The sequence below is a fragment of the Acetobacter cibinongensis genome, from assembly GCF_000963925.1.
Lineage (GTDB): Bacteria > Pseudomonadota > Alphaproteobacteria > Acetobacterales > Acetobacteraceae > Acetobacter > Acetobacter cibinongensis.
The window spans coordinates 41565-54488 of sequence record NZ_BAMV01000017.1; the positions used below are offsets into that span (position 1 = coordinate 41565).

At 59.2% G+C, this 12924-nt stretch carries 8 protein-coding genes and 1 tRNA gene; 1 reads left to right on the top strand and 8 read right to left on the bottom strand.

Annotation, left to right across the window (positions count from 1 at the left end):
• Window positions 1-5 precede the first annotated feature (5 nt).
• Both Abci_RS09400 and cysS read right to left on the bottom strand, forming a co-directional pair.
• Window positions 6-782 carry an RNA methyltransferase gene (locus Abci_RS09400; RefSeq protein WP_048838911.1) on the bottom strand — a complete coding sequence of 259 codons (777 nt, stop codon included), beginning with the start codon at window positions 780-782 and terminating at the stop codon, window positions 6-8.
• On the bottom strand, window positions 779-2125 hold the full coding sequence (gene cysS / locus Abci_RS09405) for a cysteine--tRNA ligase (RefSeq protein ID WP_048838912.1): 1347 nt from the start codon (window positions 2123-2125) through the stop codon (window positions 779-781). The genes Abci_RS09400 and cysS overlap by 4 nt, the downstream gene beginning before the upstream one ends.
• Window positions 2126-2286: 161 nt before the next feature.
• On the opposite strand from cysS, the gene Abci_RS09410 reads away from it, so the two are divergent.
• Window positions 2287-2361: transfer RNA gene (locus Abci_RS09410), tRNA-Thr, on the top strand.
• Window positions 2362-2482: 121 nt separating this feature from the next.
• Here Abci_RS09410 and Abci_RS09415 read toward each other — a convergent pair.
• The 6 genes from Abci_RS09415 to tsaE form a co-directional block, all read right to left on the bottom strand.
• Window positions 2483-3904 carry a bifunctional folylpolyglutamate synthase/dihydrofolate synthase gene (locus Abci_RS09415; RefSeq protein WP_084597607.1) on the bottom strand — a complete coding sequence of 474 codons (1422 nt, stop codon included), beginning with the start codon at window positions 3902-3904 and terminating at the stop codon, window positions 2483-2485.
• The gene (accD, locus tag Abci_RS09420; RefSeq protein ID WP_048838913.1) at window positions 3846-4754 is read right to left on the bottom strand and encodes an acetyl-CoA carboxylase, carboxyltransferase subunit beta; all 909 of its coding nucleotides are present in this window, start codon (window positions 4752-4754) and stop codon (window positions 3846-3848) included. Before accD ends, Abci_RS09415 begins: the two co-directional genes overlap by 59 nt.
• A 155-nt stretch (window positions 4755-4909) precedes the next feature.
• Complete coding sequence (gene trxA / locus Abci_RS09425; protein WP_048838914.1) at window positions 4910-5236, bottom strand: thioredoxin TrxA; 327 nt, start codon at window positions 5234-5236, stop codon at window positions 4910-4912.
• A 131-nt stretch (window positions 5237-5367) separates the two neighbouring features.
• Complete coding sequence (addA, locus tag Abci_RS09430) at window positions 5368-8931, bottom strand: double-strand break repair helicase AddA (RefSeq protein WP_048838915.1); 3564 nt, start codon at window positions 8929-8931, stop codon at window positions 5368-5370.
• A complete protein-coding gene (addB, locus tag Abci_RS09435; RefSeq protein WP_084597624.1) occupies window positions 8928-12053 on the bottom strand; it encodes a double-strand break repair protein AddB in 3126 nt (1041 codons plus the stop codon). Before addB ends, addA begins: the two co-directional genes overlap by 4 nt.
• A gap of 49 nt (window positions 12054-12102) precedes the next feature.
• A complete protein-coding gene (tsaE, locus tag Abci_RS09440; RefSeq protein WP_048838917.1) occupies window positions 12103-12564 on the bottom strand; it encodes a tRNA (adenosine(37)-N6)-threonylcarbamoyltransferase complex ATPase subunit type 1 TsaE in 462 nt (153 codons plus the stop codon).
• Window positions 12565-12924 lie beyond the last annotated feature (360 nt).

The window sequence follows — 12924 nt, forward strand, 5'->3', positions numbered from 1 at the left end:
CAAATTCAGTCTCTGGTGGTTTTGCGCTTATTGGCCAACTCACGCACAACACCATGCAGGGTGCGTAACTCCTGCTCGGTCACTTCCCCACGGGTAAAGAAATGCCGCAGATTGCGTACCATACCGGGGCGCTTCTGTTCATTCCGCCAGAAACCACACTCATCCAGCTCACCAATCAGGTGACCCATGAAATTTTCCAGCTCACCTTTGGTCGCAACATGCGTCTCATTGGTCATCAGCTCACGCGGCGGCGTTTGGTCAGCGGCAACCCACCATTCATACGCCATGACCATAACAGCCTGCGCCAGATTGAGGGACATGAACGCCGGATTAAGCGGATAGCGTATCAGGCCGTCAGCCCGTGCCATGTCCTCATTATCAAGCCCTGCCCGTTCTGGCCCGAACATCAGCCCTACCTTGAGGCCACGATTGGTGGCAGCCCGTAATTCAGCAGCGCCCCCGCGTGCTGTCATGATGGGTTTGACAATATGCCGGGGCCGCGGGCAGGTCGCGTATACATGGTGCAGGTCGGCTACGGCTTCATCCACGGTATCATAGACCGTGGCAGCATCCAGAATACGGTCGGCTCCTGATGCTGCACGCCATGCCCGGTCCTGTGGCCAACCATCACGCGGGGCGACAAGCCGCATGTGAAACAGGCCACCATTGGCCATGGCGCGGGCGGTGGTGCCAACATTTTCCGCAAGTTGCGGCCGCACCAGAATAACAACCGGCGTGTTTCCAACAGGCTCCAGCGGCGCGCCGCCGTCCCGCCCGGTCATGCACGCCTCCAGTTTGTGCCGTCCTTGGTATCTTCCAGCACAATCCCCTGACTCTGCAACTGGTCCCTCAGCGCATCTGCCTTGGCAAAATCCCGCGCTTTTTTTGCCGCCAGACGCTCAGCTATCAGGGCATCAATAGCGGCATCTTCATCCGATGCTTCGCCCTTGAACCATTTTTCCGGGTCTTCCTGCAAAAGACCTAGCATGGCGGCACCGGCCTTCAGCGCGCCTGCCGCAGTGCGATCTCCGGCAAGGGCCTGCCCTGCCAGAACATGCAGTTCCGCAATGGCCATAGGCGTGTTCAGATCATCCGACAGGGCTTTCATGACCCCTTCCGGCACATCCGCTGCAGGCACAGGGCCTGCCCCCAAAGCACGGTAGAAGCGATCCAGCGTTTTACGGGCTTCCTGCAAGCCTGCCACGGTATAATTCAGGGTAGAGCGGTAATGTGCCCCCAGCAACAACAGGCGCAATGCCTCCGCCGGGGCCTGTGCCAGCACGTCACGAATGGTCAGGAAGTTACCGAGAGACTTTGACATCTTCTCGCCTTCCACCAGCAGCATGGCGTTATGCACCCAGTAATTGGCAAATTTGCCTTGTGGGAAACAGCACAGGCTTTGAGCGCGCTCATTCTCATGGTGCGGGAAGAGCAGGTCAGACCCACCCCCATGAATGTCAAAGCTTTCGCCCAGATAACGATGCGACATGGCCGAGCATTCAATATGCCACCCCGGACGCCCACGACCCCATGGGCTGTCCCATCCCGGTTGGTCGGCATCGGACGGTTTCCAGAGCACGAAGTCTCCGGGGTCTTTTTTATAAGAGGCGACTTCCACACGCGCCCCGGCCACCAGTTCTTCCGGGTCACGGCCCGACAAGGCCCCGTAGGAGGGAAAAGATGCAACCGAGAACAGCACATGCCCGTCAGCCGCATAAGCATGCCCGTTCTCTATCAGGCGGCTGATAAGATCCTGCATTTCCCCAATATTGTGGGTAGCGCGGGGCTCTATGTCCGGCGGCAGCACGTTCATGGCCGCCAAATCAGCATGAAATTCGTCCGTGGTGCGGGCGGTCAGGGTCGCAATATCTTCGCCATTTTCACGGGCGCGGGCGGTAATTTTATCGTCCACGTCCGTAATGTTACGCACAAAGGTAACACGTGGGTAAGCGTGGCGCAGCAGGCGCACCAGCACATCCGCCGTCAGCATGGCCCGCAAATTGCCAATATGCGCAAGGTCATACACCGTTGGGCCACAATAATAGACCTTTACATGCTCCGGATCGAGCGGGGTAAAGGGCACGGTCGCGCGGCGCTGACTGTCATGCAGGGAAAGATGGGGCATTGATCCTGACTCTGAGTGCGGCATGACGGACTAGATGCGCCAGCGCTTTGCGGGATGCAATATCATAACGCCCAAAAATCTATGGCTTAACGTAAAACTGGGCCTTGACGCGGAGCAAAAATTCCCGTTTTAATCCGCCCACTACGCAGAACATGCGTTATGCCCTTATAGCTCAGTGGTAGAGCAACCGCCTTGTAAGCGGTAGGTCTTCAGTTCAAATCTGAATGGGGGCACCATTCTTTCCAATAATTCAGTCAGCTACCAGCCTCGTTTTTGACGCTGAGAGGTCTGGCATTCTCTTTTTCCCGCTGAAAAGAGCGCTAGGCGTCCCCTGTTGTTCAGGGTACGCGCTCGGTGTTACGCCTCTGGCGTCCACCCATCCTGCGTCAACGCCACCCCGGCTAAATACAGGCTGCCACATATCAGCACGCGGGCTGGCACGGTCTTCTGGCCATGCAACCGAAGGCTCGTTAGGGCTTGTGCCAGAGTTGGGCCGACTTCAGCCTTGCCGCCAGACGCCGCAACAATAGCATCTACCGGTAAAGCCAGATGCTGTGTGGGTTCACTAATCGCCCAAACCGTGGTGGCGTAAGGCAATACGGGGTCAAGAAAGCCGGAGGCATCCTTGGTCTGCTTCATGCCAACCAGCAGATGCAGGGGGCGGTCGTTCCAGTTTTTCAGTTCTTTGGCTAATGCGTGGCCTGCACCAGGATTATGGCCACCATCCAGCCAGACTTCCCACCCTTCAGGCACCTGCGCTGCAAGAGCGCCTGTCAGGCGCTGCATCCGTGCTGGCCATGAAACACGCGCAATACCGTCCCATGCCTTATCCGGCAAAGACAGGCCTGTCGCCCGCAGCGCCGCAACGGCCAGACCGGCGTTTTCCACCTGCCACGGACCGGAAAGGGCCGGGCATGGCAAGGTCAGGCTACCGCGAGCATCCGTATAGGTGAGAGAGGTAGGTTTGCCCTCCCCCGCTTCCCCACCATTGGCGACAATTTGCCATTCATGCCCCCGCCGGTTGAGGGGCGCGCCAACTCTGGCGGCTTCAGCTTCCAGCACCTGCATGACGGAATCGGGCTGCGCCCCTGTAACAGCCGGGACACCGGGTTTGAAAATACCGGCTTTTTCTCCCGCTATGGCGGCCAGAGAATCGCCCAGAAAGGCCTCATGATCCATGGAGACAGAGGTTACAATACAGGCAGCCGGGCGCGTGAGCACATTAGTCGCATCGCACCGGCCACCAAGCCCGACCTCGATAATAGCCAACTCTGCCGGATGACGGGCAAAGAGCAGAAAGCCTGCTGCTGTCAGCACCTCAAAAACTGTAATCGGCGCACCAGCGTTGATATGCTCAATTTCTTCCAGTGTAGAAACCAGTTCGCTATCGCTCACCAGTTTACCGGCAATACGGAAGCGCTCGGTTACATCCACCAGATGCGGGGATGTCATGACATGCACACGCCAGCCTGCTGCCTCACCAATGGCACGCAGAGTCGCACAGGTGCTGCCTTTGCCATTGGTACCGGCCACATGAATAACCGGCGGCAGCTTTGCCTCCGGGTTACCCAGCTTGGCCAACAAAGCTTCCAGACGACCAAGCGAGAGGTCTATCAGGGCCGGATACAGGCGGTTCAGCCTTTCCAGCACCTCCCCTGTACGTCCGGAGAACTCTGTAGTGGGCGGAACGCTGGGGGCTGATGCTGGCACGGTTTGAGTCTCAGGCTGAAGCGGAAGCTGCTGGTTCTGGCGTTGCTGCTGGCGGCGGGGCTGTGACATCGGCTGACGCGCGGGTCAGTAACCCGATGACGCGGCCCAGTGTTTCACGCATCTCTTTACGATTCACCACCATGTCGAGCATCCCGTGGTCCAGCAGATATTCTGACCGCTGGAAACCCTCTGGCAGCTTTTCACGTACCGTATCCTGAATAACACGCGGCCCTGCAAAACCGATAAGAGCGTTAGGCTCCCCAATCTGCACATCGCCCAACATGGCGAAGGACGCCGTAACCCCACCTGTTGTCGGGTTGGTCAGCACGACAATATAGGGCAGGCCTGCTTCCTTAAGCATTTGCACGGCAATGGTGGTACGGGGCATCTGCATCAGGCTGATAGCGCCTTCCTGCATACGCGCACCGCCAGAGGCCGTGAAAATAACAAGCGGAGATTTTTGTAGAACAGCCAGACGGGCCGCGGCCACAAACCGCTCCCCAAAGGCTGCGCCCATGGTGCCTGCCATGAACTCAAACGCCATAACAGCCACAACGGCAGAATGACCGCCAATGGTGCCGTGCGCCACAATCAGAGATTCATCGACATGGCTTTTGGACCGCGCATCTTTCAGGCGGTCTGTATATTTTTTCTGATCCCGAAAGCCCAGCGGGTCAACCGGAGCAGACGGCAGTTCAATACGGGTGAAATCCCCATTATCAAACGTCCAGCTCAAACGGTCGGCTACCAGCGCCTTCATGTGGTGGCCGCAATGGGGGCACACATTCAGGTTTTTGTGCAGTTCCTTGGTCAGCACCATCTGATTGCAGGACTCGCAGTTGGTCCACAGATTATCCGGCACTTCACGGCGTAACAGTCCGCGAATTTTAGGACGGACATATTCGGTGATCCAGCTCATCGTAACCCTTGTCACTGCGCAATAAAAAGAAGGGGCTGCACGCCCATGTTGGCCTGTGCATTACGCTGCTTATACCCTTCTGCCAAGCATTATGCACCATACTCAACTAGGTGCACTGCCGGGCAGAAGGGCAAAAGCGTCAGGCGGGCAAAGGCTTAAAGTGCGCCTTCAACCCATGCCTTAAGCTGACTTTTTGGCAGCGCACCCACTTTGGTTTCAACCACTTTGCCGTCCCGCACCAGCATCAGGGTGGGGATGCTGCGCACGCCATATGTGGTGGGTGTGTTAGGGTTTTCGTCAATGTTCACTTTGGCGACAGTAACCTTGCCAGCAAACTCCTTGCCGATTTCTTCCAGAGCCGGGCCGATCATTTTGCAGGGGCCGCACCATTCTGCCCAGAAATCAACCAGCACAAGGCCGGAAGCCTTCAGAACATCGGCATCAAAGCTGGCATCGCTTACAGCGCGTGTATGGTCACTCATTGTTTCTTCTCCTGTGTTGGAGTGGGGCAAACACCCCCACCACTCTACCCGTTATGCCTGTTCTGGGGCGGTGCAGCCTGCGGCCTCACCCCAAACCTGTGTCCTTACACTTAGAGTGGTCTGGCACCGGGTCAAGATGGCGGGTGTGTGGGAGCATGTGCATCCAGCACTGCATCGGGCAGAACATCGGCCCGCGGGCCCTCTGTCCAGACCAGCACACACACAACAGGCCGGTCAGGGTACAGCCCCTGCAACAGCGCACGATAAGCTGCCATCTGCCGCAAATACAGGACTGGCGTTCCCGCACTTGTGCGGGGCATGTGCCGCCCGCTCTTGAAGTCACAGACCAGTACACGGTCTGGCAGCACACGCATACGGTCCACCTGCCCCACAATGACCTGACCGGCAGCAATACCGGCCAGCTTCTGCTCCGGCCTTGCTTCCGGCGCAAAAAGCGGTGCCAGATCAGGCAATACCAAAACCCCCAGCACCTGCTTGGCAAGGTGGGCTGCATCGTCCGCCGTTAAGCCGCTGGCGGGCCTTGCCAGCCACTCCTGCGCTAGACGCGACCAGTGCGCAGTTGGTTGTGCCGGGAGATATTGCAACAAGGCATGAACCAGATTACCGCGCCGGAACGCAGCCTCCCGCGCGGCCGCGGGTGTAATGCTGGCAACATCTAGCGGGGAGCGAACAGGCGGCAGCGGCCCGAGCATGGCATCATCTGGCCGACTGGGGGCCAGAGGCAGCGCAAGAGGAGGTTCCACAGGCAATGGCGTAGGGTGCCAGTCCGGAGCCTGCCCCATCCAGCCTGGCAAGGCAGGCGGCTTAGGTGAAACCTTTTCTACCTCACCTGCATCATGAGAGGCCGGTGCCTGAGGCGGCACAGGATGTTCTTCCAGAACCAGTGCTTCCCCACACCAGTCCCCTTCCTGCCATTCCTGCGCCTGTGCTCCTGCGGCCTCAAACCCCTGACGGCAGCGCTCATACCAGCTTTCAGGCGGAATATGGCGCCCCGGCATCCAGCCACACACGATAAGCCGCTCGGCTGCGCGGGTCAGAGCGACATAGAGCAGGCGGTTATATTCCTCGACCGCGCTGGCCTGCGTTTGGGCACGCAGGGTGTGGGTAAGGCCGGTAGCCAGAGCGCCGCGCGGTACATAGAGCGGCACATCCAGGCCGGTATGCTTGTCTTTGGTCCAGAATAGGCGATCTTCATAGCGTGGCTTACTGACTGTATCTGGCAAAATCACCAGTCTGGCCTGCAACCCTTTTGCGCCATGCGCGGTCATGACTCTTACGGAATCGCCCCCGGCTTCGGCCTCGCGTTTTACGCTTTCTTCCGAATTACGAAGCCAATGCACAAACCCCTGCAAAGAAGGCGGGTGCTGCTCCTGATACCGCAGAGCAGCAGAGAGCAACTCATCAATCGATTCGGCTGCTTCTGGCCCAAGGCGTGCCAGCAAGCGGGCACGGCCTCCGGCACGGCCCAAGGCCTCTGACAACAGTTCGTGCGGGGTCAGATAATCCACACGGTGGAACAGACTATCCAGCAGCGCCCAGGCCTTTTGCCAGTCAGGGCGCTCCTTATGCCGCTCCCGCAAGGCCGACCATAAGGGTGCCGCCGGGTTACGGCCCGTTGCCAGAACCATCAGGCTGTCATCTGACATCCCACCCAGAGGAGAGGTCAGCACGCAGGCCAACGTCAGATCATCCTGCGGCAGCAGCAGGGCTGAACACAGGGCCATAAGGTCCTGCACAGCCAGCTGGTCAGCCAGACCAGTCCGTACCAAAGTTGCGACCGGCACGTTCTGGGTTTTCAGGGCACGGATCAGGGCCGTCACAAAAGGAGACCGGCGCGGCACCAGAATGAGCACATCACCCGGTGTAAGGGCCTTCTGGCCGGGTTGGGGTGGTGCTGCCAGCTCCCGCGCAATATGCCGGGCCAGCGTATCGGCCAGTTTTTGCCGGGGGTTCTGCCGCGTTGTATTGGCAACCGCCGGTGCCCAGGGGCTTGCCGGGTCATCCTCCTCCGCGCCGGAGTCAGCCAGCGGCCATAACTCCACACGCCCCCCCTGCCCAGGGCGAGCAGACTGGTGCTGCATGGCGCGACCATCTTCCTCCGCCACGCCTTGCGCTGCGTCCGGCACAGAGAATACGGCGTCCACCAAGCGCAGAACCGGCGTGGTAGACCGGAACGAGACCGTCAGTTCCGGTTCACGCCAACGCAACCCCGCGGCCAGCGCCCTGTTCTGGAACACGCGCCGCCAAGTACGAAACGATTGCGGATCTGCCCCCTGAAACCCGTATATCGACTGCTTGTAATCCCCCACAGCAAAGACGGTTCGGGGGCTTTCTTCCAGTGTGCGGGTGCCCTCACCGGCAAAAAATTCTTCCGTCAAATCTCCTGCAATGCGCCATTGCTCGGCGGAGGTATCCTGCACTTCGTCCAGCAACAGATGGTCTATCCCGCCATCCAGCTTGTACATGACCCAAGCCGCCCCCGGCTCCCGCAGCAGGCCGAGGGTGCGGCGGATAAGGTCATCATACTCCACGAGTCCCCGTTGGGTTTTGCGGGTCGCATACAAGGCAGCAACAGGGGCTGCATTTTGCAACAGGGCCACGCCAAGACGGGCCAGCCCGCGTGCGCGCAGGGTTTCCTCAACACCAAGAATACGCTCGGCTTCCTGCACCAGATACTCAGCCTGAGTGGCGTATTTGGCGCTCAATTTGGTTGTGATAAGCCCTCGACTACGTGGCTTGCCCTCTTTGGTCAGCAGACCGTTACGCCACACGGCCCAATTCTCAGCCCGCTGCGCTGGTGGCAGGGCAAGCCAGTCCAGCAACAGCACCACGTTGCGTTTGACCGTGTCTGTCCCTTCATCCGCCAATATGCCCAGAAAGGTGCGTAACGCGTCCTCCCCGGCAAAATCCGTGCAGGCTGCCTGTTTTTGCTCAAGGTCAGACCCTTTGAGCGTGTTGGCAGACAAACCAAGCACGCGGCTGACGATGACTGGTATGTCCTGCGGCTGCTTGAGCGCCCAGTCCAGAATACGCTCCGCCTGTGGTTTGTGGCGTAACGTGCCAGCAAGAGAGACAAAATCTCCTAGCCCGATCTGCCCAGCCAAGGGGGCCAGAGTCGAGGCATCCCGCTCACCCAGCACTGTTTCCACACAGCCTAGCAGGGCGAGGGAGGCATCCGTTTCTTCCATGACCGTAAAATGCGGGTTCATGGCTGCTTCAAGCGGGAAACGCCGCAGAAGGGACTGGCAGAAGGCATGGATAGTGCCAATCCGCATACCACCTGGCAGATCCAGCACATCGGCAAACAGAGCACGCGCACGGCGGCGTGTTTCCGGCGTACAGGGCACAAACAGAGACTGTAGTTCCCGGTCCAGATGTGGGTCTGACAACGTGACCCATTCCCCAAGCCGTTTTTGCAGCCGAATAGCCATTTCCGCAGCCGCAGCTTTGGTAAAGGTCAGGCACAGGATGCGGGCGGGGTGACTGCCGGGCGTGATCTCTCCGTTTTCAAGCCGCCGGGGCAGCATGAGGCGGAGCAGACGGTCAATGAGAAGTTTGGTTTTTCCGCTTCCAGCCGATGCTGACACAAAAACGGATGCTGTGGGGTCAGACGCCAGCCCCTGCTGGGTGTTGGCTTGGGCAATAGCATCGGAAGAAGACTGAACGGCGGTCATGCCTCATCCTCCGAGCGAGCGCTGTTCCATTCCGGCACGCGGGCCAGACGGGCATAATCTGCAAACCGGGGCTCCTGCCCCGGATGGGGGTGAGACAGATACGGTTGCTCCGGGTTGTCATAAGCGGCAACGCGCTCCCGCAGGTTGGCCCATGTCTGTTCAGCAAGGTCAGTCAGGGACACGCCTTTTTCCGCTGTAATGGTCACTTCTTCTCCCGGTTCAGCGCCGCCTGTCAGACGCCAGTAAACCAGCCCCGCAATATCCGGTGCAGCCCCTGTCTGGGGCAAGGGCAGGCCGGAAAAACCACCCCGCACAACCATAGCGGCTTCCAGCGGTAATTGCGGGCTCCAGCCATGCAGCACATCCCGCGTAGAGGGGAGCGTGCCAGTTTTGTAATCCCGCACGATTAGACGCCCCTCTGCATCAAAATCTATACGGTCAGCACGCCCAACAAGACTGAAAGGTTTGTAGGGCGCATCAGGAATATCCACCCTGCCGCGCAGTTCTGTTTTAATGGCATGGGGGGGCCCATTCTGCTCCCGCTGCGCCTCCTCCGCCTGCACCACCCATGTTGCAATCCGCATCAAGCGTGGCTCCCACCACGCACGCAAGGCAGGCCGAAGCGTATGCTCCTGCAACACCTCCCTGAAGAGCGCCTGCAATTCCGTTTCCGCCTGGGCTGGCCACGCAGTCCCGTGCTTTGCAAACCAGCGTTCAAGAGCTGCATGCACGATCATGCCGTAATCAGAGGCATCCGCCGCCTCTTCCAGTTCCGGCAGGGGTAGCAGGCGCAGAACATGGCGCGCATAAATGGCGTAGGGGTCGCGCATCCATGTTTCTATTTCGGTCACACTCAACCTGCGCGGGCGGAGTGCAACTGGTGGAGTCGGGCGGGGCGGAGAGGCCGCCTGTGCCGAGCCTGCTGGCCTGTCCAAACCATGCAACCATGCTGTTGTAGCGGGATGATGCGGTATTTTGACACCCAGCCCAGCCAGAAAAGCATCCAGCCGGGACAGCCAGCGGGCAGGCACGACAGGTGCCCCCTCCCGCCTGCGGGGGCAGGACAAAACAACCTCCGCCGCTGCTGTGGCGCTTGCAAAAAAATCATGCGCAGCCTGACCAATCGCCTGCTCGGGTGATGGTAACCCCACTTCCTGCCGCATGGGGCGGCTCATCCAAGGACCGGCGTCAGCCACAGGGGGCCATACCCCCTCCGCCAACCCGCCGAGAATAACCGTATCCGCCGTCTGAAGCCGTGCTTCAAACAACCCCCAGATCAGCACACGCGGGTGCAGGGCAGCGGGGTCTCCGCCCCGGCGGCTGGCAACGCGTTCTTCCGCCAGAACGGCACTTAGCAACCCATCCAGAACGGCCGGGGGTTGGGGTGGCAGGATATCGGTTGCCAGCATCAGCTCCGTCAGTTTACCCGCCAGCAGGTTACCTTCCTCCCCGCGCCACAAGCGCTGAGGTGCTTCCTCCGTATCGGTCGCAACAAGGCGTTCAACCGTCTGAATCAACGCAGCCAGCAAATCTGGTACAGGCGCATGAAAACCCGGCTGACCCGCTGTAACATGGGCTGGCAGAGAGAGGGCATCAGGCTGCACGGTCTCATCCGGCCACGCCAAAACAGGTGCCAGGCACACGGCAAGCCGGTCCATAAAGGCAAGGAGAGGCTCCGGCCCAAAAGGACGATCTGCCTCAGCGCCCGCTTCAACCTGCTGGGCTTTTTTCTCGTGCCGGGCCTGCTCAGCCAGTGCGTGCTCCACAGCACTCCGCAGTGCCGCAAAACCCGGGGATGGCGCTGGGCCGCGCAGCACTACACGCTCAAGCAAACGGGCTGAGGCACGGCAAACCCCGGCTGAAAGCCCGCAGGCTACAAGAGGATGTTTGAGAACCGACAGTAGAGCAACCGGCGCATAACGGCTCTCCACCAACTGGGCGACAAGCCGCAACAACACCCCGCCGGGTGTGCCTATCAGGGACGCTCCGCCACTGTCATCCGCCAGCACGCCCCAGCGCACAAGTTCCGTCACAACACGGGAGGCGAGACCACGGTCTGGCGTAATCAGCGCGGCCCGCTTGCCGGGCTGCACAATCACATCCCGCATGATCATGGCTATTGCCACCGCTTCTTCCTGCTGATCTGCCGCATCCAACCGGGAGACATGCGGCAGGGCAACGGGACCATCCTGCGCCCAGTCTTCCAGTGCAGAAGCGGGCAGCAAAGCACGCTGCAAGGCATTGGTCCGTTCGGGAAAACCACCCTCCCCTTCCCACAGGCTGACATCTGCCCGCGTGGCACCCAAGGCGGCCAAAAGACAACTTAACCCTGCTTGAGGGTGGCTATCTGACAGCGTGGTGAAGACATCCTCCGGCATGGCCATATCCAGCCCCGGCACCACCACCAGCCCTGCCGGGCAGGCCATAACAGCCCGCAGAGCCTCAGCTGTGGCGGGCATGATATTGGTAAAACCTGCTGCCCAGAGAGGCGTTGCATCACCCTGTGCAGCCTGATTGCGCCACAACGCCGCCTGCGCCCGTAGCAGCGCCACCTGCCGTGCGACAGGGTTCATAACCCCCTGCTCCCGCAGCCAGTCCGGCCAGGATTTTGTAACAATTTCCAAAAACTGGAGAATGATCTGCCAGTGTTCGGCAAAGCCTTCCTGCACAGCATTGGGTAGCCGCTCAGCCAGGTCGACCTCCGCCCACTCGGCTTCATCCATCAGTTCAGCCAGAGCCTTGGCCAATGGCCATGCCTGATCAAGCGTTGGCCGCGTACCAAATGCTTTATCTGCTTGCAGGACCAAACGGGTCAGGACAGCAAGACGTGTCATGCCCGCCACAGCAGGCGGGAGGGAAAGGCCATGACCGCCCCCAACGCCAGACGCAAAACCAAGCTCAGCTTCATCCAGCGCACTGATAGGCAAAATACGCGGCAGAAGCATGGGTTTGCCCTGCATATGCCGCAGGAAGGCTTCCGTCAGGCCGCGCGCCGCACGACGCCCCGGAAGAATAAGGGTTCCCTCCCCCATGACATGAGGGTCCCACTGCGCCGCATTCAGCCAACGCAGGGCCAGTTGATCAAGAAAAGGGAGATGCGCCGGGATGGTTGCCAGCTTCACCGCACCAGTTCCCCACGATGTGCCAGCGTGCTGTTGTACCGACATCTTCTTACAGCTCTTCCGACAGAACATAACGTGTAAGCCGGTCAGACCAGCCAGATACCACACCATGCCGCGTACCGTCTGGCAGAACAGAAAGTGTCAGATGGAGTGCAGACTTGGGTGTAAGGTCCTCCAGTCGTTCTGGCCATTCCACCAGCACAATACCGTCTCGGGCCTCATCCCACCCCAGTTCTTCCAGTTCGTCAGGGCCGCTCAGCCGCCACAGATCGAAATGAGACAGGCCGCACATAGGCGCTGCATAGGTTTGAACCAGCGTATAAGTGGGGCTGGGCACCTCGAGCGCCTCATCCTGACAGACGGCACGCAGGAAGGCTCTTGCGAACACACTTTTTCCCGCGCCCAAGGGGCCGGATAACAAAATACAGTCACCAGGTTGCACAAGGCGCGCAATAATTCTGGCCAGATTTTGGGTTGCGTGTTCAGTGTCCAGCCGTACTGCGCTACTCATGCCGTCTCTTTCCGCCCCATCCATAACAGACCCAATAACTTAGGGCTGTGCGCGACGGAACATAAGAGCAAAACAAAAGCCCCACGGCATTGCGGCGTACTTTTTCCTGATGGCACCAGTCAGCCGCTCGGTTTCACTTTCCACAACAAGGCATGAATTCCGGTTATAAATATTTCCTATTGATTGCTTTATTTTTATTTTTTGGGAATGTTTATGTAATCAATTTCGTGTCTTGTTTTTGTTTTTCAAACATGTTCAGCCTGAAGCGCTCCCTTTCCTTCTTTTATGTTCCAGTTTCATCATATTGTTTTATATGGTTTTTTTATTATTTTCTCTTGCTTCTTTTTGTTTTCCTCAAAA